Below are 24,806 nucleotides of genomic sequence, written 5' to 3'. Positions count from 1 at the left end.
ACCATGACAATAGAAGTGCTTCCAGCTCGGCTGGCTAACCAAATTGCCGCAGGTGAAGTGGTAGAACGTCCGGCTTCCGTGGTAAAAGAGCTGGTGGAAAACAGTATCGACGCTGGGGCAACCCGAATTCAAATAGACATTGAACGTGGTGGTCACAAGCTGATCCGCATCCGTGATAATGGCAAAGGGATCGTTAAAGATGAACTTATGCTGGCACTGTCGCGTCATGCCACTAGTAAACTGAAAAGTTTAGATGACCTTGAGTGTATTGCATCGCTTGGTTTTAGAGGTGAAGCCTTGGCATCTATTAGCTCAGTGTCACGCCTGACACTAAGTTCTAAGCCGAGCACTCAGGAAACGGCTTGGCAGGCTTTTGCTGAAGGCAGAGATATGGCCGTTCAGATCCAGCCAACGGCGCACCCAGACGGTACTACAATCGAGGTAAAGGACTTATTCTTCAATACACCAGCGCGGAGGAAGTTTTTACGAACCGAGAAAACGGAGTTTAGCCACATTGATGAATTGGTAAAACGGATCGCACTGAGCCGTTTTGATATTGCAATAACCTTAACTCATAATCAAAAAGTGGTTCGCCAATACCGACCGCGCGCGATGGAGCATGGAGTGCAACGGGTAGCACAAGTTGGTGGCAAGGTATTTTCACAGCACGCCAGCTTCATCGAATCAGGCCACGAAGGTCTAAGACTATTTGGTTGGGTGTTACCAGCAGGCGTTACTAACTCGACCCAATATACTTACGTAAATGGTCGTATGATGCGAGATAAGCTTATCCTCCACGCGATCCGCCAAGCATTTGATGAATCAATTGGTCATGAAGAACTTCCTGGGTTTGTTGTCTATCTAGAGCTTGACCCTCGGCAAGTCGATGTAAATGTCCACCCAGCTAAACACGAAGTGCGCTTTCATCAAGCACGCTTAGTACATGATTTTATTGTTCAAGCGATTAAGCAAGTTGCAACAGCGCAAACGGAGTTATCTTGCGATAATGATACCGTATCGCTGCCCAGACCTAGCTCTGAGACACCTTTATTTACACCTCAAGAGCAACAAGATGAGACTTATCATCAAAGCTATCGCTCAACACTCCAACCTAAAGCGCCATCTCATAGACATGAAAGCACTAGTCAGTACCCTAGTCTCGCCACACAAACACCAAAAGCAAGCCGTGGTCATACAGATAGCGCCGCGAGTAAAAAGAAACAGGTAAATGTTAATCAGCTTTATCAAGGCCTGTCACATCAACAGATGCAGCACTTTGATACGATAGCTGAGTCGGCAATACCTACTGAGCAACTGACCAAAGCGCCAAGCTTGGCTGCTAAATCCAGTTGGATGTCGTTGCCTCATGGCAAAGTAATACTCGAACAAGATAATCAGCTGCGGTTTGGGGACTGTAAGCATGGCCTGTTGCCTTACTGGCAAGCGCAAATTGAGCAAGACGGCACGCTGCAAGGTAAAGCATTGTTGTTACCTGTGCGAATTAAACTGGATAAAACCGCACTTGCTGCTCTTCAGCAACGGCAAACTTGGCTCGCGATTTTAGGCTTTTCTATCGAGCTATTCGATACTCACATTTTAGTTAAAAAACTTCCTGTATCGCTATACAGCATCGATGTGGGGGAAATCTCAAAAGCGATGTTGGAGCCGGAACCGGAAGCTGAACTCACTATCTGGTTACAATGGCTTGAGACAACCACGCCTAGCGCTTATTTTGATAGTCAGCACTTTGATTTAGTTAAAGATAAAATGCTTTCAAACACGGCATGTTTGGCTCGCATTCATGAAAATGCTGCTACAATAGATGGCCATAAGTTAGTACGCTTTTTGAGTGTTGATTAATTTGCCTAAGAAGTAGGTATTAATTCCGATGCACAATCAGCTATAATATAAGATTAGTGTAGTTTATTAGTAGGTTAGATGTGAACAAGTTACCTGTCATCACCCTAATGGGGCCGACAGCTGCGGGGAAAACTGCGTTAGCGATAGAATTATGCCAAACGCTTAACACCGAAATCATCAGTGTAGACTCTGCGTTAGTGTATCGTGGCATGGACATTGGTACGGCTAAGCCTTGCGCGCAAGAGCAAGCAATGGCACCACATCACCTCATTGATATTATTGACCCTGCGCAAAGTTATTCGGTGGCAGAGTTTCGTGCTGACGCCATCAGACTGATTGATGATCTGCATCAACGTGGAAAAGTGCCCATCTTGGTTGGTGGCACTATGATGTATTTTAAAGGGTTGATAGAGGGGCTTTCGCCATTACCTGAGGCCAACGCTGAGGTAAGAGCTGCACTTGAACTTGAGGCGCAACAGATTGGATGGCCGGGTCTACATCAACAATTAACAGAGATTGACCCTGAAGCGGCACTAAAAATTAGTGAAAATGACTCACAACGGATAAATCGAGCGCTAGAAGTCTATCGTATTTGTGGTAAAACGATGACCGAACTACAGCAAACGAAACAAGCGGTATTACCGTATCAATTTCATCAATTTGCGATAGCGCCAAGTGACCGAAAAGTCTTGCACCAACGTATAGAAAAAAGATTTAAAATAATGTTGGAACAAGGCTTTAAAAATGAAGTTTTGACCCTATATAATCGAGAAGATTTACATCCTGATTTGCCGTCAATTCGATGTGTTGGATATCGGCAAATGTGGGAGTATTTAGCTGGCGAATGCGATTATGAAGAAATGGTTTTCAAAGGCATCGCAGCTACCAGACAACTGGCGAAACGGCAATTAACTTGGCTGAGGGGGTGGCAAGATGTAACTTGGCTTGACACCGATGGTCAAGAAAACTTGCAACGTGTTCTAACTTCGCTAAGCTAATAGTAGTTGTTAAATCAGCGTGTTCTGATTAAATCAACGACCTGACATAATAACACCTAAAACGAAGGATAAGAAAATGGCAAAAGGCCAATCTTTACAAGACCCATTTTTGAATGTCTTGCGTCGAGAGCGCATTCCTGTCTCAATTTTTTTAGTAAATGGTATTAAATTGCAGGGTAAGATCCAGTCATTTGACCAGTTTGTGATCTTACTTGAAAACACGGTAAACCAAATGGTTTATAAACATGCCATCTCCACTGTGGTTCCTGCTCGTGCGGTAAATTTCCAAAATGCAACTGGAAGTGACGCGAGTGACCAGAATGAAGAAGGTAATTATTGATTTTAATTAGTAGGAGCTTAATGCTTGTTTGACCGTTACGAAGCCGGCGAACAGGCAGTCTTGGTTCATATAGAATTTCCACATGAGGGTGATCGAGAAGATCTACGTGAATTGGAAATGCTAGTTTCTTCTGCTGGTGTTAGTAGTGTGGCGGTTGTGCAAGGCAGCCGTCAAGCACCTCATGCGAAGTTGTTCGTCGGAACGGGTAAAGCTGAAGAAATTGCCGAGATTGTCAATATCCACAACGCAGATGTCATCATATTTAACCACCAACTCAGTCCCTCACAAGAGCGCAATTTAGAACGCATTTGTAAGTGTCGGGTGTTAGATAGGACTACACTGATCTTAGACATTTTTGCCCAAAGGGCGCGAACCCATGAAGGTAAATTACAAGTTGAGCTTGCTCAGCTTAGGCATATCTCAACACGCTTAATACGCGGGTGGACGCACTTAGAAAGGCAAAAAGGGGGGATCGGCTTAAGAGGCCCCGGTGAAACACAGCTTGAAACTGATAGGCGTTTACTACGAGAGCGGATAAAAAGTATTCGCAAGCGACTAGAAAAAGTGGCTATTGTTCGAGAGCAGGGGCGTCGAGCGCGAAGTCGCAATGAAATTCCAACCGTTTCGCTTGTTGGTTACACCAACGCTGGCAAATCGAGCTTATTTAACCACATTACGGATGCAGAGGTGTATGCTGCAGATCAGCTGTTTGCAACACTAGACCCGACACTACGAAAGATTGAAATTGACGATGTTGGTGCTGTTATTTTAGCGGATACCGTGGGGTTTATTCGCCACTTACCGCATGACCTAGTCGCGGCGTTCAAGGCAACACTAACAGAAACACGAGAAGCAGATTTACAGCTCCATGTGATTGATGTTGCAGATCCAAGAAGAAAAGAAAATATAGAACAGGTACAATTGGTTTTAGAGGAAATTGAAGCAAATGACATTCCTCAGCTTTTGGTCTACAACAAAATTGATCTAATGGACGATGTTGCGCCTAGAATAGATAGGGATGACGAGGGAAAACCTGTCCGAGTGTGGCTCAGTGCACATACGGGGGCTGGAGTTTCGCTGTTGTTCGATGCGATTAAAGAGCTGTTAGCTAAAACGGTTTTTACCGCCGAGCTGGCTGTGCCTCCTGCACTTGGGCGTTTGCGTGGCGCTTTGTTTGAGCTTAATGCGGTCAACGAAAAAGGCTATGATGAGCAAGGCAATTGGCTTGTTTCAGTAAGAATGCCACAGATTGAATGGGAAAAGCTCAATAAAGAATTTGGGCAAAATCTCAATGATTTAGTCACTGGCAGTTAAAAATCGTTAATTTCGAGCGTATTTTTATATGAGAGTCGCTCGATTTTTGTTAGATTTAACCTAATTCATTTAAATAACAATGGAGTATAGCTATGGCCTGGAACGAACCGGGTAATAATGGCAATGATAACGATCCGTGGAAAAACCGCGGAGGGCGGGATCAAGGCCCACCTGATCTAGATGAAGTATTCCGTAAATTTGGCAATAAGTTCGGTGGTATCTTCGGTGGAAAACCGGGAAAAGGTGGTAACGGCGGACTAGGCGGAGCGGGCTTCGTCTTTATTTTAATTATTGCTGTTGTTGTATGGGCATTAAGCGGTATTTATACCGTCAAAGAAGCCGAACGTGGGATCGTATTGCAGTTCGGGAAATTTGATCGTATTGCAGAACCCGGCCTGCGGTGGAAGGCCACGTTTATTGAACGTGTTATTCCTGTAGATATCGAAGCCGTGCGGTCACTTTCTGCATCAGGTTTTATGCTGACAGAAGACGAAAACGTAGTCAGCGTGGAGTTTGAAGTGCAATACCGTGTTGTCGATCCAACACTATATCGTTTTAGTGTGACAGATGCGGATCATAGTTTGCAACAAGCGCTAGATAGTGCTCTACGTTACGTTGTTGGTCACTCGCGCATGGATCAAGTACTTACTACTGGTCGTGAAGTAGTGCGTCAGCGTACATGGGATGAGCTGAACAGCATTATCGAACCTTACAATCTAGGCTTGATTGTGACTGACGTTAACTTTAAAGATTCTCGTCCTCCTGCGGAAGTAAAAGACGCGTTTGACGATGCGATTGCAGCACAGGAAGATGAAGAGCGCTTTATTCGCGAAGCGGAAGCATACGCAAGAGAGATTGAGCCTCGTGCTCGTGGTCAAGTGACTCGTATGACTCAGGAAGCTGAAGCATACAGAGAACGGATCATTCTAGAATCTCAAGGTGAAGTTGAGCGTTTCGAAAAGCTTTTACCAGAATATCAAGCGGCAAAAGAAGTAACACGTAAGCGTTTATATATTGATGCTATGGAGCAAATTTTAGGTCAAAGTTCTAAAGTTTTGGTTGATGTTGAAGGCGGCAATAACATGTTGTATCTGCCACTAGATAAAATCATGCAATCACATGCTAGCGGCTCTTCTCCAGTACGCTTGCCGAGTCAAAGTGACATCGAACAACTGCGCAGAACGATAGAAGGTAATCAGCAGCAAAACAGCTCTGTGAACTCCAGCAATGATAGATTTAATCGCGATAGATTCGGTAACGGGAGATAATGAATATGAAGAATTTTAGTCTCATTCTATTAATCACTGCCGTGATCATGTCTTTCTCTGGTATTTTCGTTGTAAACGAAGGACAAAGAGCGATTGTCTTGCTATTCAGTAAGGTACAAAAAGACGCAAATGGAGATGCTTTGGTGTATGAGCCAGGGCTTCACCTTAAAGTGCCATTTTTTAGCCAAGTTCGTAAACTCGATGCGCGTATACAAACATTGGATGGACAACCTGACCGTTTTGTTACCAGCGAGAAAAAAGACCTTAWTGTTGATTCATACGTAAAATGGCGCGTAAATGACTTCAGCGCTTATTATCTTCGTGCTCGTGGTGACAAGCAATATGCTGAAACGCTACTGAAGCAAAAGGTGAACAACGGACTTAGAACAAACTTTGGTTCTCGTACAATTAAAGAGATTGTGTCGGGCGAGCGAAGCGAGCTGATGGAAGAAGCCCTTGTTCAAGCATCCGAAAGTGCAACTGAACTAGGTATTGAAGTGCTAGACGTCCGTGTTAAGCAAATCAACCTTCCTAATGAAGTAAGTAATTCAATTTTCCAGCGTATGCGTGCGGAGCGTCAGGCTGTAGCAAAAGAGCACCGCTCTGAAGGTCAAGAACAGGCAGAGAAAATTCGCGCAGATGTAGACCGCAGGGTAACTGTAATGCTTGCAGATGCAGAGCGTAATGCTCGTGCTGTTCGTGGTCTCGGTGATGCAACAGCTGCCAACATTTATGCTAAAGCATACAATAAAGACCCTGAGTTCTTTGGCTTTGTACGTTCACTTGAGGCGTATAAAAATACCTTCAAAAATAAGAATGACGTAATGGTGTTATCGCCAGACAGTAAATTCTTTGATTATATGAAGGATGCAAAAGCGCAGTAGTAACGTGCTTTACTATACTGAAAAACCCCGCCAGCGTGTGGGGTTTTTTATATTTGGCAAAAATTCAGATGAACACTGCGTTTAGTTCACTTTTAGTAGCGCATAATAACTATGGCAAACAGGGTATTAACAGAGCATGGTCTCTAATACCAATTCATCTCAATACTTGCTCAACTTTAAGACGTAAATCTGACGCTAACTGCGTTAAAAATTCCTTATTTAGAACACCTAAATAGCCTGAGCTGCAAAGAAATAATACCTTTCTAGCAGGCAGTGTTAGCGCTAACTGCATTGAATTCACCCAGCTATTGATGCGTAAATTCGCCTTGTTTACGGCTGTAGGTATCTTATACCAATTTGACTTAATACTTGCTCAATTTAAAGGCGTAAATCTGACGCTAACAGCGTTAAAAATTTCTTATTTAGAACACCTAAATAGCAAACTTTTTGCCTTGCCTGTATGGATGTAAGTACCTTAGCGATAGCAGGACGCGGTAGCGGAGTTATCGATAAGATTTTCTTGCCTCAAAATAGATCACATAATAAAGCAAGTTGGTATAACAGCAAAAAAGCGGCATATTAGCCGCTTACAGTTGGATCAATACAGTTTATTGTAAAATTAGAACACGTATTTTACAGAAAGCTGTAGTCTGTCTAAATCGCCTTCTAAGCCACTTTCAGTCTCACGAGTACCGATTTTATATTCAGCACCAAAAGTCAGCTTCTTCACTGGAGAATAAAGTAAATTAGCACTGTAACTTATGCTTGATTTTGTAGGATCTCCCGTTACCGCCAGTAGATTACTTTCGTTGTCAGCATTAAAAAATGAGTATAAAAATGTAGAGCGGAATTGATCATTCCAATTGTGTTGATATGCAACAAAGCCAGATGTTGAGTCAATTGCATGCAATGAATTGCCATCGTACACAGCACCATTAGCAACATTTAGTCCTATGTAGCGGCCAAGCCCTTGACCTTGAGTGAGCATAAATTTCAGGTTATTTTTGCCAAAATTGACACGGCCAGATGCACTGATCCCAAATGAGCTTTCAGATTCATCAGCTCCACCCACTTTATAAGTGATCTGCCGAGCAAGGGCAGCTACCGCGATATGCCCCCAGTCTGTATTATGTGTGTAGCGAGCCGTAAAATCAGGCATGCTCGCATCATCTGTTACTACTCGACTGCTATCGGCTGTAGTTACTGTGCTTTCAGGGTTTTCGATTGAAAAAGACCAGTTGCCAGTGGTGTATTTTGCCATTGCTTGACGCACAAACACGGTACCTTCTGCAGGGCCTACAAAGTCCAAAGTTTCTGGTAGTGCACTTACATTTTGGAAGTTTGACCAAGCTTGACCAAATAAAAAGCCTTTATAGGTAACAAAAGCTTGTCGAATACGAGGGGAGTAGGAGTTACTGACACGCTCATTACCGCCGACAGAAGCAATAAAATCTAATTCAATTTTAGTTTTGATACTACTGCCATCATCAAGCTTGGTATCGGTGGCCAAATTGAAGCGAGATTGACGGGCATGCATATCAAAAACAGCGTCACTGCTTGAGTTTGTGCCAACAGGAGTGGTGCCTGGGACATAAAAATCTCGACCTATATGTTGTGCACCTAACGAGCCATCAGAAAAGTCACTCCAAATTGCATCAAGTTTTATATAACCACCGTAATTTACTTTCGTGTCGCCAATCTCAGCTGCTGTGGCAGGAAGCGCACAAAGACTGCTGATAGCAACCGCAAGCAGTTTTTTATTAATGTTATTCGTTGTCATAATCCTGTTCCTCAATTGCTGTGCCTGACAGTCAGCATCAGCTGATATTCATTTAAATCAACACTAACTGTTGTGGAAGGTGGGTTTTTACTCAATTATCTATTGGTCTATTAGACTAAGGTGGTAGATGGTCTGCGACCCGAGAATTTGGGCTTTGCTGTAAATCTTAAATTGGTAACAAAGCATTTGTTGCGATGAAACTTTTTCGTTTTCATAGGTTCTACAACTAAGGTCTAATACTTAAACACCCAAGGCTGGGTGATCCTTATGAAAAGCGTGTCTAGCAGACCTAGACCTCTAAATATAATGGAGATGACTATGTCACAGAGCATTTATTCAGTTCCTGAAAAAATCAAGAACGCCGCATTAATCAACGACGAACAATACCAAGAACTATATCAAAAGTCGGTTGATGACCCCGCAGAGTTTTGGAAAGAGCACGGTCAACGTTTAGATTGGTTCAAACCCTATAGCAAAGTTAAAAATACCTCATTCGACAAAGGCCATATCAATATTAAATGGTATGAAGACGGCGTACTAAATGCCTCTTATAACTGTATCGATAGACACCTCGAAAAGCGCGCCGATAAGGTTGCATTGATTTGGGAAGGTGATAACCCAGAACAAACAGAAAATATTACCTACCAGCAACTTCATGACGAAGTCGCCAAATTGGCAAATGGCTTGAAGCACTTGGGTGTACAAAAGGGCGATCGTGTCGCTATTTATATGCCTATGACACCTCAAGCAATCTACGCAATGCAAGCTTGTGCTAGGATTGGTGCCATCCATTCGGTGGTTTTTGGAGGATTTTCGCCTTCAGCAATTGCAGATCGCATTAAAGATTCAGGTGCTAAAGTGGTCATCACCTCCGATGAAGGACGCCGTGGTGGAAACTGTGTTCCATTAAAAGCAAATGTCGATGAGGCGGTAGCGCAAGCTGGTGTAACCAGCATAGAGCATGTTGTGGTACATCAACTGACCGGTGGTGATGTTGAATGGAATACGCATGATGTATGGTGGCATGAATTAGTTGCTGATAAACCTGCAGAATGTGAACCTGAAATGATGAATGCGGAAGATCCGCTATTTATTCTTTATACCTCGGGTTCAACGGGTCAACCAAAAGGGGTTGTTCATACTACGGGTGGATACCTAGTGTATGCTTCTATGACACATGAGTATGTATTTGACCTTCAAGAAGACGATATCTACTGGTGTAGTGCTGATGTCGGTTGGATCACCGGACACAGTTATATTGCCTATGGTCCACTTGTGAATGGTTGTACTCAAGTTGTATTCGAAGGCGTGCCAACCTATCCAACGTCTGGGCGTATGGGTGAGATTGTTGATAAACATGGCGTTACTATTCTTTACACCGCGCCTACCGCTATCCGTGCTTTGATGGCTAAAGGTGACGAGCCGACTGCAAGTTCAAAGCGCGATAGTTTACGTATCTTGGGTTCGGTTGGTGAACCAATTAATCCAGAAGCTTGGTCTTGGTATTACGAACAAATTGGTAATAGTGAGTGTCCAATCGTAGATACTTGGTGGCAAACCGAAACAGGCGGCATCATGATCACGCCATTACCTGGTGCAACGGCACTTAAACCGGGTTCTGCGACCCGTCCATTCTTTGGTATTGCGCCTGCACTATTTGATGCAGAAGGTAATACGCTTACAGGTGCAACGGAAGGCAATCTGGTAATTTTGGATAGCTGGCCCTCTCAAGCGCGTACCGTGTATGGCGATCATGAACGTTTTGAACAAACCTATTTCTCTGCTTATCCGGGCGTATATTTTACGGGCGATGGTTGCCGTCGGGACGAGGATGGTTACTATTGGATCACAGGTCGTGTTGATGATGTACTTAACGTTTCAGGCCATCGTTTGGGAACGGCTGAAATCGAAAGTGCGTTAGTTGCCCATGAGGCGGTTGCTGAAGCGGCCGTGGTAGGATACCCACATGACATCAAAGGCCAAGGTATTTATGTTTACATCACACCAAACGAAGGCGTTATGGTGTCTGATGAGTTAACCAAGGAAGTGAGAAGCTGGGTTAGGAAAGAGTTAAGCCCAATAGCAACCCCAGATATGATCCAGTGGTCTCCAGGTCTGCCTAAAACGCGCTCCGGTAAAATTATGCGCCGCATTTTACGTAAAATAGCTGCGAATGAATATCAGCAATTAGGTGATACTTCTACCCTTGCTGATCCAAGTGTTGTTGATGAATTAATCGAGAATAGGTTAAATCGTTAACAGAATGACTTGAATTGCGACCTAATATAAACATACTATAACGGCTGTTATCTTTACGATAACAGCCGATTTTTTAGGAGCATAGCATGTATCAGTTTTTAATCGCGGATGATCATCCTCTATTTCGAGAGGCGCTTAAGGGGGCTCTAAAAGCGCAATTTGAAGGGCTAGAGGTATTCGAATCTGAAAACTTTGACACTACGCTCTCGGTCTTACAACAACAAGAAGAACTAGACCTACTGCTGCTCGACTTACATATGCCGGGCAATGGTGATTTATATGGACTAATTCGGATCCGAGAGGATCACCCAAGCCTCCCTGTTGTTGTCGTGTCGGGAAGCGAAGATCTTTCAATCATCTCAAAGGTGATGGGTTATGGTGCGATGGGGTTTATCCCAAAAGCAGCGTCGGTCGAGCAAATTACAGAAGCTATCGAACAAGTGCTTGATGGAGAAAGTTGGTTACCAGAAGGAATGAAAGACAAAGTCGCAGAGCTAGAGGGGGAAGATAAAGAGCTTGCGCAGCAGGTTGCGTCATTAACACCGCAGCAATATAAAGTATTGCAATACCTTCATGAAGGCCTGTTAAATAAACAAATTGCCTATGAATTGAATATCTCAGAAGCGACGGTAAAGGCACACATTACTGCTATTTTCAGAAAGCTAGGGGTCTATAATCGTACCCAAGCCGTATTGATTGCTTCAAAACTACAATTAGAACCTATTGAAGCGAATGAGTAACCTCGCATCATTGCTTGCAAGACGCTTTCCTTGCAAGCAAGACTCTTTTAGCTTAACTCTTTAAACGCCTGACTTAGTCCCTCAATTGTTAGCGGATACATTCGGTCTTGCATTAATTGATTTATTAGCTCGATTGAATGGTAGTAAGACCAATAACTTTGCGGCTGAGGATTAAGCCAAGCCACCTTACTAAAGTGATTGGTTAAACGGTTCAGCCATGTGGCTCCAGCCTCTTGATTCCAATGCTCTACGCTACCGCCAGGATAGGTGATTTCATAGGGGCCCATTGTCGCGTCACCAACAAATATTAGCCGATAGTCTGAGTCATAACGGTTAATTAGCTGATAAGTGTCAAGCAATTCGCTGTCACGACGGTCATTATCGTGCCAAACATGTTCGTACACACAATTATGGAAGTAAAAAAATTCAAGATGCTTAAACTCACCGTGTGCGGCACTAAAAAGTTGCTCACATAGCTGGATATGGTCATCCATGGAGCCACCAATATCAAACAGCATCAAGACTTTAACTGAGTTATGTCGCTCTGGTGCCATTTTTACATCTAACATGCCGCCTTGCCTTGCGGTGGCACGAATGGTCTCATTCAGATCAAGCTGATCACTTGCTCCGCTACGTGCAAATTTACGCAACTGCTTAAGAGCCAATTTGATGTTGCGGCTGCTAATGTCAGTATTACTATCGAGGTTGCGGTATTGCCTTTTATCCCAAACTTTTACGGCTTTACGGTGGCGACTTCCATCTTGGCCAATGCGGATCCCCTCAGGATTATAGCCGTAAGCCCCAAAAGGCGAAGTGCCCCCTGTACCCACCCACTTATTGCCGCCTGCGTGACGTTTTTGTTGCTCTGCCAAGCGTGCTTTCAACGTTTCAATGAGCTTATCGAGTCCACCCATTGCGTTGAGTTTGGCTTTTTCTTCTTCAGACAGTGATTTCTCAAACTCTTTACGCAGCCAATCCTCAGGTAATTGCTGCTGTTGAAGTTGTGAGAAGAGGTCTATTGACTCTATTCCCTCAAAGTAATCAGCAAACGCACGATCGAATTTATCAAACAAAGTTTCATCTTTCACGAAGATGGTTTTTGCCAAAAAGTAAAAGCCATCCAAATCGGCAAAGCACACCTCTTTATCAAGTGCTTCTAGACAGTCCAGTAATTCTCGCAAACTTGCTTTAATACCGTAACGTCTAAGTGTGAGTACAAAATCAATAAGCATGATCAGCGTCGGCTCATAAAGGCGAGTTTTTCAACCAAAGAAACATCTTGTTCATTTTTAAGTAGTGCGCCGAATAATGGCATCAAGCCACCTTGATTGGATTTATCGTGTAATGTCTCAGGGGAAATATCTTCTGCGAGCAATAGTTTTAACCAGTCAAGCAGCTCACTCGTACTGGGCTTTTTCTTTAAGTTTGGTGTGTCGCGTAATTGGAAAAAGCTTTCAAGAGCACGTTGTACCAAGCTCGATTTAATATGTGGAAAATGCACATCCACAATTTGCTGCATCTCTTCTTTGCTTGGGAAGTCGATATAATGGAAAAAGCAGCGGCGTAAAAAGGCATCTGGCAGCTCTTTTTCATTATTTGAAGTAATAATAACGATGGGGCGCACCTTTGCCTTTATTTGCTCGTTAGTTTCGTAAACGTGAAATTCCATTTTATCGAGTTCTAACAGTAGATCATTGGGAAATTCAATATCAGCTTTATCGATTTCATCTATGAGTAAAACAGGGCGTTTTGTGGCGGTAAACGCCTGCCATAATTTTCCTTTGATGATGTAGTTACTAACATCGTTAACGCGAGGGTCGCCAAGTTGGCTGTCGCGCAAACGCGAGACCGCATCGTATTCGTACAAGCCTTGCTGGGCCTTGGTGGTTGACTTTATATGCCATTGGATTAACTCTGTGTCTAAACTTTTAGCGAGTTCTTCAGCGAGTAAGGTTTTGCCTGTACCAGGTTCGCCTTTAATTAAGAGTGGTTTTTCTAATACGATGGCCGCATTCACGGCCTGTTGTAGTGCAGAGGTAGCAATATATTGATCAGTACCTTTAAACATAATTCAACTTCTTGTGGTCAGATGAGATAACTGCATCTTGCCACAATCAGCTTTTCGCTGCCAACCCTGCTTCGGTTTCAATTAAGGTAAAGCGAGGTACCGCCTCGCCTTCGACCATAACGTTTTCTAAAAACATTTCAAGTGGCCTAACCCAAAAGCTCATATCTCSATATAGGGTTTGATAAACCACTTGTTTTTCCTGCGTTTCACTGTGTGTTGCCAAAGCATGCACACGATAAAGTTTTCCTTTGTAGTGGCGGTAAATTCCAGGTGTGATATCCACTAATTCAAGCTCCAAAAAATAAAAGCCGTACGTGACGGACTGAAATGTTATAATCCGTGCCATTAAGACTGAAGGTGTTTAAAGATGAATTATATTGCGCTGGACGATTATAAGAAAGCTTGGGTTTTCAAACATAAAGATCTTCCAATCGAAGCTGCCGATTTGGCATTGATAAAACCAATGTCTGCGGCGCGTGCTGCGGTGCTTTGGAGCACCATGGTGAGCAACGAAAAAGATCACCCAGATTTTTTTGATAAAACAGATTGGGTTGGCAAAGCTGAGTCATGGCAAGAAACCCTTAGTTGGGAACAGCCCTGGGAGGCTGGTGAGCAATTTCCAGAAGCGATTGAGCAATTTCTTGATTGGCAAGCCAATACCACGGTGTATTTTTGTCTCTCTCGAGATGATGTAATTGAGACCCGCTTTGATGTGTTCAAACGGTGTTGGCAAAACTTTATGTTTTTGACGGATGGAAGTTTCCTAATTGGTAAAAAACGTAGTTCGGTAGTCCAGTTTATGGCTGAAGGAGAAGCTAAACTAGGAACTAAACCATAAGGCTTATTCAGCTGCGCACTTTGCTTTGATTTGAAACATGGCTAGTGTATAAAGGATGTACACCGGTCTACGTTGATAGATTGTACCGATAGGAGGCGTTTTGGAGCAGCAGCAAAATACAATTTGGTATGATGAAGCATCACGCCTGATGTTTGCAGAACTTGTAAATGTATTTTATGCCAGAGAACTGCCAAAACTTGCTGAATTATCTGATCATCAACGTCTTCAGCGTTTGTTAAACAGCCTACCGTATTATGTGGAGCGTGCCGCTACTCACATTATTCATGGTGATGTACCGCTTGAACTAGACAGCTTTAATGGCTGTTGGCTGGCAAAACAAAAAATTCAGCCAAAAAGTGATAAAGTAGCCAATGAGGCATTTTTTTTAAACAAAGTAAAAGTTGGGTTAGTGGCTCCAGTTCTTTGTGCTGAACTTTCGGGTGTTACTGTGCGATTAGATAGTGTTGATCAAATTTGCGCTTCAGGAAAAGTCCATTGTAATCAGTTTGGCTGGTTTGCGATGAACGGTGACAGCTTAACGCCACCGGAGACGCAATCTATTGAGCTGTTAAAACCCACAAAAGCCTTGATGGTTGCTGCGTGCTGCGGTCACACTTGGCATTACGGTAAAGCGGCACCACCGCGCAGGCTAACATTAAGAGAAATGTTATTAGCCAGTGCGATTAATTGGTCACACGTACAAAAAATAAAGACGAGTCAATAATCCAAAAGTGGCTCAATGGTAGAAGTTTGGAATAAACGATGCGATTTTTTCAATTAGCGCTGTTCGTGTTAGCGCTATTTATTCAATATAGACTCTGGTTCGGCCACAACGGCGTGGAGGATTACACGCGGATTAAATCTGTAGTTAAATCGCACCAAGAAACTAACACCAACCTAAGCAAAAGAAATAAACTACTCAAAGCGGATATTGAAGATCTCAAGCTAGGCCTCGAAGGGGTTGAAGAGAGGGCTCGTCATGAGCTTGGCATGATCAAGCCTGGCGAAACCTTCATCCGCGTATTACCTAAAGTACCCCATGAAAAGAAACGATAAATTAGCGGTTATTATTCCAGCTGCCGGTGTCGGCAGTAGAATGCAGGCACAGGTGCCTAAGCAGTATATCCCTTTATTGGGCAAACCTATTTTAGTGCACACATTAGAGAAATTAGCGAAACTGGATGGCGTTGAGCAGTTCATGGTGGCCGTATCGAAAGAAGATAGCTATTTTACTACGAGCTTGCTGCCGGACAGTCGCTTTGGTCACTGTGACGGTGGTAAGGAGCGTGCTGATTCTGTGTTGCTCGCTCTACGAGCGTTAGCTTCGAGTAAGCCTGATTGGGTACTCGTGCATGATGCTGCTCGACCTCTCGTCGCGCTTGAAGACATTCATCACTTGATAGCAAAGTGTGTTAATGAGGGACAAGGTGGCATACTGGCTGCCAGAGTTAAAGATACGATTAAATGTGGTACTGAATTGGTGCAAAAAACGGTGCCAAGAGAGTCTTTATGGCAGGCTTTCACACCGCAAATGTTTAAGTATGAAGAGTTATTGGCGGCACTGGAGCTTGGGTTAGCGCAAGGCGCTAATATTACAGATGAAGCGTCAGCGATGGAATTACAAAAAAAACCAGTTCAGTTGATAGCCGCACGCACAGATAATATTAAGATCACCACTCCGGAGGATTTACCTCTGGCGGAGTTTATTATTCAACAACAAGGTAAGCAGCATGATTAGAATTGGCCACGGATTTGATGTTCATAAATTTGGTGGTGCTGGACCGCTGACAATTTGTGGCGAAAAAATTCCTTATGAACAGGGGTTTATCGCTCACTCTGATGGAGATGTGGCGATTCATGCGTTATGTGATGCTTTATTAGGTGCGCTCGCACTTGGAGACATTGGTAAACACTTTCCTGACACCGCGAGTGAATTTGAAAATATAGACAGTCGTATTTTGTTGCGCCGTGTTATGGAACAAGTGAAGGCTCGAGGTTATCAAATTGGGAATATTGACGTCACCATTGTAGCTCAAGCGCCGAAAATGCGACCTCATATCGATGCGATGCGCGGCAATATTGCGACGGACTGTGAAACTCAGCTAGACCAAGTTAATGTGAAAGCGACTACCACAGAAAAACTGGGGTTTGAGGGGCGCAAAGAAGGGATCTCAAGTCATGCAGTTGTGCTATTGGTTAAAACATGAAGACATTAAATTATCTATATGGTAAACCCCTCTCTGATGGTGACTTCAAGTCACAACCAGAGGACTTTCGGGTTGAAGAGATCTTAGACATACCTTTTACTGGTGAAGGTGAGCATGTTTGCTTACAAATCGTTAAAAAGGGCGAAAATACCGCATATGTGGCGAAGAAATTAGCAGAGTTTGCGCAGCTCCCTCCTCGTGAGGTGAGTTATGCTGGTATTAAAGATAGGCATGGTGTTTGTACCCAATGGTTTAGTGTACCGGTGCCAATAAAAAAACCTTTGGACTTTAGCGCGCTCAATAGTGACTCAATCTTCATTGTAAAACAGGTAAGACATAACCGAAAACTGAAAACAGGCTGCCATAAAGGTAATCGTTTCGCCATTACGTTACGTAACGTCACTGAGCCACTCGATATTTTGTCTCGTATCAACGCAGTGCGTCAGGGAGTCCCAAATTACTTTGGTGAGCAGCGTTTTGGTCATGATGGTCACAACCTTGATATGGCACAGAGATTGTTTGATGGTGAAAAAATTCGAGATAAAAAGCTCAGAGGCCTGGTTTTGTCCGCGGCGAGGTCACACCTTTTTAATCAAGTCGTGAGTCGTCGAGTTGCTGAACATGGCTTGGCAACCACCTGGCATCGTGAAATATTCCTTTTAAATGGCAGTAATGCTTTTTTTGAATCAGATATTGATTGCGAATTAATAGAACGACTGTTAGGTAACGATATTCTGCTTTCTGCGCCATTAGTTGGTAAAGGTGAAAAAGGGTTACTACCGCAAGAGCGAGAGTGGTTGAGTCCATTTTCACAGTGGCATAATGGGTTGGCTGAGTTTGGTATGAAGAATGAGCGTAGAGCACTCAGATTAATGCCACAAGAGTTCAAAGTTAGTATGACCGAACAAAGTTCTATGGTACTTGAATTTAGTTTGCCAAAAGGTACTTTTGCAACCGCTGTGCTCAGAGAGCTTGTCAATCACCGTGACGCTAGTAAGAAATAGTCAAAGTTCCAGGTGAGTAATATTAATTTGCTTAATTGAGTGTAAGCGGACTAGGTTAAGAGAAAATGGTGTGGCAGCGCTACTACCTAAGCTTGCTATTGCCAAGGTACCTACAGCGCTATAGGCAGACTCAAAGTTTGTAACTTCGACGTTTTAAGGATGAGGTGTTTATTGCAGCGAACGTCAAACTTACGCCTGCAAATTGAGTAGGTATTAAAGCAAAACGATATTAACTGGTGCTAGCAGTCATTGTGAAGAGTGCTAATATTAAGTCAACAGCTGGTTCGGCTTGCTTGCAACCTATTGACTAATCAAAATAAAAAAATCAGATGGCAACAAGCTACGCATTGCCTGCCAAAGAAGAGGTAAAAATGAAGATCCTATTAAGTAATGATGATGGTGTTCACGCCAAAGGGATTGCTATTTTGTATCAAGCATTGTCTCAGATAGCTGATGTTACGGTGATTGGTCCAGACCGAAACTGTAGTGGTGCTAGCAACTCATTAACGCTTTTAAATCCTTTACGAGCAACGACATTAGATAATGGCTTTATTTCGGTGAATGGCACACCAACGGACTGTGTTCACTTAGGTGTCAGCAAACTTACTGATGAATTGCCTGATTTAGTGGTTGCAGGTATTAATAATGGCGCCAATCTTGGTGATGATACGCTATATTCAGGAACCGTTGCTGCTGCGACTGAGGGACGGCATTTAGGGCTACCTGCCATTGCGGTATCACTGTGTTCAAAAAATGAAGCGCACTATGAAACCGCCGCATATGTGACAATAGAGATCATTAAAAAGTTGGCAAATCACCCACTGCCAAAAGACCAAATCATTAATATCAATGTACCAGATATTCCCCTTGATGAACTCAAGGGAATAAAAGTAACGCGTTTGGGAGCGCGTCACAAAGCTGACACGATGACTGAGCAAATAGATCCTTGGGGTAGAAGCGTATATTGGTACGGCACTCTTGGGCGTGAAAGTGATGCTGGAGAAGGGACTGATTTTCATGCAGTGAATAATGGTTATGCTGCAATTACTCCGTTAAAAGTTGATATGACCGCTCACGAAAGCTTAGATGCAGTGGCTAGCTGGTTATTGTAGAGGCGCGTGTGCTGAATAATTATCAGGGCAGTGCCAATGCGCTAGTGGCGCTGTTAAAACAACAAGGAGTTGTAGACAAACAAATACTTGAGGTAATGGCAAGTACCCCAAGGCACTTGTTTGTCGACGAAGTGTTGAAGCATAAATCTTATGAAAACACAGCGCTTCCTATTGGACAAGGACAAACTATTTCTCAGCCTTTTATTGTCGCAAAAATGACGGAAGTATTGAGACAAGTTGGCGTAAAGGGAAGTATATTAGAGGTTGGTACTGGCTCTGGATATCAAACTGCTATTCTTGCACAGGTTTTTGAGCAGGTATTTAGCATAGAGCGAATTAAATCATTACAGTGGCAAGCTAGAAGACGGCTTCACTTATTAGATTTATACAATGTCACAATGAAGCATGGGGATGGGTGGAAAGGTTGGCCATCAAAAGCCCCGTTTGCTGGCATTATTGTCACCGCAGCAGCACAATCGGTGCCTGATGACTTACTTGCTCAGCTACAAGACGGAGGTGCAATGATCRTCCCAATCGGTGTTGAGACACAAACGTTGACTTTATTTGTCAAAAAGGGAGAGCAATATATTCGTCATGCCTTAGCGCCAGTACGCTTTGTACCTTTGGTTGCCGGTGAAGTGAGTTAGACAATAATATACAGCCGATGTCAAAAACTCTAGCTACTTATCCGAAGCTCAGGCTGTTTACTACTCAACTGCGCTTAAATTAATTTAAGCAAATAGCGTAAAGGCGGCCTTCAAATTAGATAATCTGGACTCGAGATATTGATACCAATTAGCCTTAATACTTGCACAATTTGAAGGGGAAAATCTGACACTAACAGCGTTAAAAAATTCTTATTTAGAACAACTAAATAGCAAAATTTTTGTCTGGCTTCCACGGAGGTCGCTATCGCAGCGTTAGTAGAATGCGGAAGTGGTGTGATTGACAAGATTTCCTTGCCTTAAAAAAGCAAACTTTACTAAGATAATTGATATAAATTGTTCTCTAGTAGCTGCAATCCCATGCTACTGCGTTTAGCTTGTTTGCAATAGGCTAGCTATTGACGCAAAAGCTTGCCTTAGATTAAGAAGTAGTCTCAAGCCAGAGTAATAGTACACCTGTTGAGCTTAGGTCTTTAGTTGACTCGAGTCCAAGTTAAATTAAGGACAAGTTGTAGCGTTGACTTTTAGATGCCGTGAAGCTGAACTCACATAGCAACTACATAAAATATCTCTATTTTTTCCAGTAAAGTGTGAAAATACAATAAATTTAAGTTAGATTAATATGAAAGTAGTCCTTATTCATACTGGAAAATATAAGTAATGCGCAAGCCTAGGGTCATTATATCGATTTGTTTAAGCGGCTTGCTTATTGCTTGTTCATCAAATCATACCCCAGCACCTGTTACTACATTATATTCTGGTAAGACCACTTCGACACATAAAATTAATATAAACGGAAGTAGTTACAAAGTTAAAAAAGGCGATACTTTATTTGCAATTGCATTTAGTGCTAACAAAGATGTAAGAACGCTTGCGAAAATCAATAAAATTAAGCCTCCATACACCATCTATCCGAATCAAATTATACGCTTAGAGTATCCAGTAAATAAGAATAAAAAGAACAATAAATGTACAAAAGTAAACCGCAAGTCTCAGTCTTTAAAACAAAAAAGTAACAAAATCGCTAAAAAAGAGCTTGATAAGCCAAAACAACGAGAGTATGTTCAAAGACAAGCCACACAAAAATCTAATAGTGCCAAGGCTTTGTATAATAATAAGGTACTATGGAAATGGCCGACTGAAGGAAAGGTAACACGTCAGTTTTCAGTTAAAGAAAACGGTTACAAGGGGTTAGAAATCTCTAATAAACCTGGTACTTCAGTAAGGGCTGCTGCTGGCGGTGTAGTTGTATATGCAGGGAGCGCACTGCGAGGATATGGTAATTTAATCATTTTGAAACATACAGATGATTATCTAAGCGCCTATGCTCATAACGCTAAGTTACTCGTCAGGGAACAGCAAAAAGTTAAAGTTGGGGAAAAAATTGCCGAAATGGGTAGTACAGACGCTTCTAAGACGGCACTGAGGTTTGAGATCCGTTTTAAAGGCCAAGCTGTAAACCCGGCAAAATACTTGCCATAAAGTATGTGAGTACATCGATTAGGTCGAGTGCCCGTACTTTTATTCGCTTGGGGAGAATACTTATGGCTCACACTGCAAAATTACCTACAAAATCAACTCCAGAGTTAGATAAGTTTGACGATGACAACATCGACGAACCAAAAGATGAATTGCTCGAAGATCTCGAAGATGACGAAGATGTTTTTGCCAAAGAAGAAGTGGTTAAAAACTTGGACGCTACTCAGCTTTATTTAGGTGAAATTGGATTTTCCCCTCTGCTCAGTGCAGAAGAAGAAGTGTATTTTGCACGCAAGGCACTCAGAGGCTGTGAAGCTTCACGCAAACGGATGATTGAGAGCAATTTAAGGCTAGTTGTGAAAATAGCGCGCCGTTACAACAACCGCGGCTTAGCTTTACTTGACCTGATCGAAGAGGGGAACCTAGGACTCATAAGAGCCGTAGAAAAATTTGACCCGGAACGCGGGTTTAGATTTTCTACCTACGCAACTTGGTGGATCCGCCAAACCATCGAGCGAGCGATAATGAATCAGACTCGCACTATTCGTTTACCAATCCATGTCGTAAAAGAGCTCAATGTGTATCTGCGTACAGCGCGAGAGTTGACGCAAAAGTTAGATCATGAACCCACTGCGGAAGAAATCGCTGAGTGCCTCGATAAACCAGTCGAAGAAGTCAGTAAGATGCTACGTTTGAATGAGAAGATCACCTCAGTAGATACGCCTATTGGTGGTGAAAATGACAAAGCACTGCTCGATATTATCGCGGACGAAAAGGGTGGTGGCCCAGAAACTGAAGTACAAAGCAATGACATTAATAAGCACATCGTTGACTGGCTTGGTGAACTTAATCCAAAGCAGCGAGAAGTGTTGGCAAGACGCTTTGGTCTACTTGGCTATGAACCGTCTACGCTTGAAGATGTTGGCCGCGAAATAGGCTTAACTAGAGAGCGTGTAAGACAAATCCAAGTAGAAGCACTGAGACGTTTAAAAGACATTTTACAGCACGAAGGGCTGAGCACAGACAGCTTATTTGAACAACAGTAAAATTAATTAGTATTATGAAAAAAGCCGCAATTTTGCGGCTTTTTCGATTTTATAGCTAAAAAGCTGGACAATAGAAAGCGATTATAAGCTTTCTATCTTAGCTTTTTGTTCAAGTAGCTTTGTTTTCGCATCGCTAAACTCAGCTAATTTCGCTTTTTCTTTAGCAAGTACTGCTTCAGGTGCATTGCTTACAAACTTTTCGTTCGCAAGTTTTTTCTCAACCTGAGCTAGGCCTTTTTCTGCTTTTTCAAGCTGCTTAGCAATACGCGCAAGCTCTGCTTCAACATCAATCAGGCCTGCCATTGGGATCATAATCTCAAGGTCGCCAATAAATGCAGTTGCACAAGCAGGTGCTTCGTCTTTGCTTGCGAGTAAGTCTACTGTTTCTAGTTTCGCTAATGCGCTTAAGAAAGCCTGATTTTCTTCTAGACGACGCTTGTCATCGTCGCTTGCACCAGCAAGTAACACGTTTAACGGCTTACTTGGGCTGATATCCATTTCACCACGAATATTACGGATAGCGATAATAAATTGCTTCACCCACTCAAGGTCTGCCATCGCTTGCGCATCAACTTTGCTTTCGTCAAATACAGGGAAGGCTTCAAGCATAATTGTCTTTGCTTCGACCCCAGCGATTGGTGCTACACGTTGCCAAATGGTCTCTGTGATATAAGGCATTAGTGGGTGCATCAAACGAAGTAAGCCTTCCAACACGGTGATAAGCGTATGGCGTGTACCACGTTGCTGTGCTTCATTGCCTTTAAACAGAATTGGCTTTGTTAGCTCTAGATACCAGTCACAGAATTGGTTCCATGTGAACTCATAAATTGTATTTGCTGCAAGGTCAAAACGGTAGTTATCCAAGTGCTCTGAGAACACCTTAACTGTATTTTGGAATTGACCTAAAATCCAACGATCGGCAAGAGAATACACTTTTTCGTTATCGTTGAAGCCACAGTCTTGCTCTTCTGTGTTCATCAAAACATAACGGCTAGCATTCCAAAGCTTGTTACAGAAGTTACGGTAACCTTCAAGACGATTCATATCCCAGTTGATATCACGTCCCGTTGACGCCATTGCTGCAAGAGTGAAACGCAATGCGTCAGTACCGTGTGCTTCAATACCATCGGCAAATGTTTTGCGCGTGTTTTTCTCAATTTTTGCAGCAAGTTGTGGCTGCATCATGTTGCCCGTACGTTTAGTCACTAGACTCTCAAGATCGATACCATCAATCATGTCTAGTGGGTCTAACACGTTACCTTTTGACTTAGACATCTTATCGCCATTTTCATCGCGAATAAGGCCAGTCACATAAACGGTCTTAAATGGAACTTGAGGTTTACCATCTTCATCTTTGATGAAGTGCATGGTCATCATGATCATGCGAGCTACCCAGAAGAAGATAATGTCAAAACCAGTAACCAAGGTATCTGAAGGGTGGAATACCTTTAGATCTTCTGTGTTTTCAGGCCAACCTAATGTTGAGAAAGTCCACAGTGCTGAAGAGAACCAAGTGTCTAATACGTCTTCATCTTGTGTAAGTACTACGCTTGCATCAAGGTTATGGCTTTGACGTACTTCTGCTTCGTCACGGCCAACATATACATTACCTTCATTATCATACCAAGCTGGGATCCTGTGGCCCCACCAAAGTTGACGAGAAATACACCAGTCTTGAACATCACGCATCCAAGAAAAGTACATGTTCTCGTATTGCTTAGGTACGAATTGAATATCACCATCTTCTACCGCTTTTACCGCAGGCTCTGCAAGAGGAGCTACGCGAACATACCACTGATCGGTAAGTAGTGGCTCGATAACTACGCCAGAGCGGTCGCCGTAAGGCACAGTTAGGCTGTGGTCGTCGATTTTCTCAAGTAGACCAAGCTGCTCAAACTCGTCAATAATTAGCTTGCGCGCATCGAAACGGTCAAGGCCGTGGAAACGCTCTGGAATTGGGGCATCCATCGCTTCAAGTGGCTTACCATCAAAAGTAAAGCACTCTCCCGTATTCAGAACAGCTGCGTCTTTGTTGAACACGTTGATCATTGGCAGCTCATGACGCTTACCAACTTCGTTATCGTTAAAGTCGTGTGCTGGTGTGATCTTTACGCAGCCTGTACCTTTCTCCATATCTGCATGTTCATCAGCAACGATAGGGATGCGACGGTTGACGATAGGAAGTAGAATTTCTTTGCCAATTAAGTCTTGGTAACGTTCATCATCCGGGTTTACTGCAACACCAGTGTCACCTAGCATGGTCTCTGGACGTGTGGTTGCTACGATAATGTAGTCTTTACCATCTTTAGTGGTTACGCCATCCGCAAGCGGGTAGCGCAAATTCCACATATGACCCTGCTTATCTTTGTTTTCAACTTCTAAATCAGAAATCGCAGTGTGTAATTTTGGATCCCAGTTAACAAGGCGCTTACCGCGGTAGATTAAGTCATCTTGATATAGGCGCACGAATACTTCTTTTACCGCTTCAGACAGACCATCGTCCATGGTAAAACGTTCTCTATCCCAATCTACAGATGCACCTAAACGGCGTAACTGTTTGGTGATTGTGCCACCTGATTGCTCTTTCCATTCCCAGATTTTATTGATGAATTCGTCACGGCCTAAATCATGGCGTGATTTACCTTCTTCGGCTGCAAGCTTACGCTCAACCACCATCTGAGTTGCAATACCTGCATGGTCAGTGCCTACTTGCCAAAGCGTGTTCTTGCCTTTCATACGCTGGTAGCGGATCAACGTGTCCATGATAGTGTCTTGGAACGCGTGGCCCATGTGTAGACTACCTGTGACATTCGGCGGTGGGATCATAATCGAGTATGCGTCACCATTGCCTGATGGCTTAAAGTAGCCATTTGACTCCCAGTCTTGATACAAAGACTGTTCAATATCTTGTGGATTGTAGGTTTTATCCATTACACAGAACCCT

General features: G+C 43.1%; 23 protein-coding genes. 18 read left to right on the top strand and 5 right to left on the bottom strand.

Annotated features, from left to right (window positions below; all coding sequences use genetic code 11):
- Positions 1 to 3: 3 nt before the first annotated feature.
- The 6 genes from mutL to hflC all read left to right on the top strand — a co-directional run bounded on the left by mutL (position 4) and on the right by hflC (position 6,664).
- Complete coding sequence (gene mutL / locus EAG18_RS01185; RefSeq protein WP_125250590.1) at positions 4 to 1,860, top strand: DNA mismatch repair endonuclease MutL; 1,857 nt, start codon at positions 4 to 6, stop codon at positions 1,858 to 1,860.
- Between the two features lie 107 nt (positions 1,861 to 1,967).
- Positions 1,968 to 2,858, top strand: coding sequence for a tRNA (adenosine(37)-N6)-dimethylallyltransferase MiaA (gene miaA / locus EAG18_RS01180; protein ID WP_275557207.1), 891 nt, complete (start codon positions 1,968 to 1,970; stop codon positions 2,856 to 2,858).
- Between the two features lie 76 nt (positions 2,859 to 2,934).
- Entirely contained in the window at positions 2,935 to 3,198 is a 264-nt protein-coding gene (hfq, locus tag EAG18_RS01175) for an RNA chaperone Hfq (RefSeq protein WP_125250588.1), read from the top strand.
- Between the two features lie 24 nt (positions 3,199 to 3,222).
- A complete protein-coding gene (hflX, locus tag EAG18_RS01170) occupies positions 3,223 to 4,512 on the top strand; it encodes a ribosome rescue GTPase HflX (protein WP_125250587.1) in 1,290 nt (429 codons plus the stop codon).
- A gap of 92 nt (positions 4,513 to 4,604) precedes the next feature.
- On the top strand, positions 4,605 to 5,780 hold the full coding sequence (gene hflK / locus EAG18_RS01165; RefSeq protein ID WP_125250586.1) for an FtsH protease activity modulator HflK: 1,176 nt from the start codon (positions 4,605 to 4,607) through the stop codon (positions 5,778 to 5,780).
- A 5-nt stretch (positions 5,781 to 5,785) separates the two neighbouring features.
- Positions 5,786 to 6,664, top strand: coding sequence for a protease modulator HflC (gene hflC, locus EAG18_RS01160; RefSeq protein ID WP_125250585.1), 879 nt, complete (start codon positions 5,786 to 5,788; stop codon positions 6,662 to 6,664).
- A gap of 619 nt (positions 6,665 to 7,283) precedes the next feature.
- On the opposite strand, the gene EAG18_RS01150 is transcribed toward hflC, so the two are convergent.
- The gene (locus tag EAG18_RS01150) at positions 7,284 to 8,444 is read right to left on the bottom strand and encodes a DcaP family trimeric outer membrane transporter (RefSeq protein ID WP_125250584.1); all 1,161 of its coding nucleotides are present in this window, start codon (positions 8,442 to 8,444) and stop codon (positions 7,284 to 7,286) included.
- A gap of 318 nt (positions 8,445 to 8,762) precedes the next feature.
- Here EAG18_RS01150 and acs point away from each other — a divergent pair, with 318 nt between their 5' ends.
- Together acs and EAG18_RS01140 are read left to right on the top strand one after the other, a co-directional pair.
- Positions 8,763 to 10,703, top strand: a complete 1,941-nt coding sequence (acs, locus tag EAG18_RS01145) for an acetate--CoA ligase (RefSeq protein WP_125250583.1) — start codon at positions 8,763 to 8,765, stop codon at positions 10,701 to 10,703.
- An 86-nt stretch (positions 10,704 to 10,789) separates the two neighbouring features.
- The gene (locus EAG18_RS01140) at positions 10,790 to 11,443 is read left to right on the top strand and encodes a response regulator transcription factor (RefSeq protein WP_125250582.1); all 654 of its coding nucleotides are present in this window, start codon (positions 10,790 to 10,792) and stop codon (positions 11,441 to 11,443) included.
- A gap of 47 nt (positions 11,444 to 11,490) precedes the next feature.
- On the opposite strand, the gene EAG18_RS01135 is transcribed toward EAG18_RS01140, so the two are convergent.
- The 3 genes from EAG18_RS01135 to EAG18_RS01125 are packed head-to-tail and all read right to left on the bottom strand — an operon-like array spanning position 11,491 to position 13,794.
- Positions 11,491 to 12,675, bottom strand: a complete 1,185-nt coding sequence (locus EAG18_RS01135; protein ID WP_125250581.1) for a VWA domain-containing protein — start codon at positions 12,673 to 12,675, stop codon at positions 11,491 to 11,493.
- Between the two features lie 2 nt (positions 12,676 to 12,677).
- Complete coding sequence (locus EAG18_RS01130; protein WP_125250580.1) at positions 12,678 to 13,514, bottom strand: MoxR family ATPase; 837 nt, start codon at positions 13,512 to 13,514, stop codon at positions 12,678 to 12,680.
- Positions 13,515 to 13,557: 43 nt separating this feature from the next.
- Complete coding sequence (locus EAG18_RS01125; RefSeq protein WP_125250654.1) at positions 13,558 to 13,794, bottom strand: DUF1653 domain-containing protein; 237 nt, start codon at positions 13,792 to 13,794, stop codon at positions 13,558 to 13,560.
- Between the two features lie 84 nt (positions 13,795 to 13,878).
- Between EAG18_RS01125 and EAG18_RS01120 the strand changes: the two genes are divergently transcribed.
- The 10 genes from EAG18_RS01120 to rpoS all read left to right on the top strand — a co-directional run bounded on the left by EAG18_RS01120 (position 13,879) and on the right by rpoS (position 21,862).
- On the top strand, positions 13,879 to 14,349 hold the full coding sequence (locus EAG18_RS01120; RefSeq protein WP_125250579.1) for a DUF2947 domain-containing protein: 471 nt from the start codon (positions 13,879 to 13,881) through the stop codon (positions 14,347 to 14,349).
- A gap of 100 nt (positions 14,350 to 14,449) precedes the next feature.
- A complete protein-coding gene (locus EAG18_RS01115) occupies positions 14,450 to 15,073 on the top strand; it encodes a hypothetical protein (protein WP_125250578.1) in 624 nt (207 codons plus the stop codon).
- A 38-nt stretch (positions 15,074 to 15,111) separates the two neighbouring features.
- Complete coding sequence (gene ftsB / locus EAG18_RS01110) at positions 15,112 to 15,405, top strand: cell division protein FtsB (RefSeq protein ID WP_125250577.1); 294 nt, start codon at positions 15,112 to 15,114, stop codon at positions 15,403 to 15,405.
- Positions 15,389 to 16,087 (top strand): 2-C-methyl-D-erythritol 4-phosphate cytidylyltransferase, encoded by a 699-nt coding sequence (gene ispD / locus EAG18_RS01105; protein WP_125250576.1) that lies wholly within the window; start codon positions 15,389 to 15,391, stop codon positions 16,085 to 16,087. Before ftsB ends, ispD begins: the two co-directional genes overlap by 17 nt.
- Positions 16,080 to 16,556 (top strand): 2-C-methyl-D-erythritol 2,4-cyclodiphosphate synthase, encoded by a 477-nt coding sequence (gene ispF, locus EAG18_RS01100; RefSeq protein WP_125250575.1) that lies wholly within the window; start codon positions 16,080 to 16,082, stop codon positions 16,554 to 16,556. Before ispD ends, ispF begins: the two co-directional genes overlap by 8 nt.
- Entirely contained in the window at positions 16,553 to 17,560 is a 1,008-nt protein-coding gene (locus EAG18_RS01095; protein ID WP_125250574.1) for a tRNA pseudouridine(13) synthase TruD, read from the top strand. Before ispF ends, EAG18_RS01095 begins: the two co-directional genes overlap by 4 nt.
- Positions 17,561 to 17,931: 371 nt before the next feature.
- Complete coding sequence (surE, locus tag EAG18_RS01090; RefSeq protein WP_125250653.1) at positions 17,932 to 18,672, top strand: 5'/3'-nucleotidase SurE; 741 nt, start codon at positions 17,932 to 17,934, stop codon at positions 18,670 to 18,672.
- Positions 18,673 to 18,680: 8 nt separating this feature from the next.
- A complete protein-coding gene (locus EAG18_RS01085; RefSeq protein WP_125250573.1) occupies positions 18,681 to 19,319 on the top strand; it encodes a protein-L-isoaspartate(D-aspartate) O-methyltransferase in 639 nt (212 codons plus the stop codon).
- 678 nt (positions 19,320 to 19,997) lie between these two features.
- Positions 19,998 to 20,819, top strand: a complete 822-nt coding sequence (locus EAG18_RS01080; protein ID WP_125250572.1) for a peptidoglycan DD-metalloendopeptidase family protein — start codon at positions 19,998 to 20,000, stop codon at positions 20,817 to 20,819.
- Between the two features lie 62 nt (positions 20,820 to 20,881).
- Positions 20,882 to 21,862, top strand: a complete 981-nt coding sequence (rpoS, locus tag EAG18_RS01075) for an RNA polymerase sigma factor RpoS (protein ID WP_125250571.1) — start codon at positions 20,882 to 20,884, stop codon at positions 21,860 to 21,862.
- Between the two features lie 81 nt (positions 21,863 to 21,943).
- Here rpoS and EAG18_RS01070 read toward each other — a convergent pair whose 3' ends face one another.
- Positions 21,944 to 24,793 carry a valine--tRNA ligase gene (locus EAG18_RS01070; RefSeq protein WP_125250570.1) on the bottom strand — a complete coding sequence of 950 codons (2,850 nt, stop codon included), beginning with the start codon at positions 24,791 to 24,793 and terminating at the stop codon, positions 21,944 to 21,946.
- Positions 24,794 to 24,806 lie beyond the last annotated feature (13 nt).

The organism is Pseudoalteromonas sp. J010, from assembly GCF_003934235.1.
GTDB classification, from domain to species: Bacteria; Pseudomonadota; Gammaproteobacteria; order Enterobacterales; family Alteromonadaceae; genus Pseudoalteromonas; species Pseudoalteromonas peptidolytica.
This window is presented reverse-complemented; position numbering and strand designations above follow the sequence as displayed.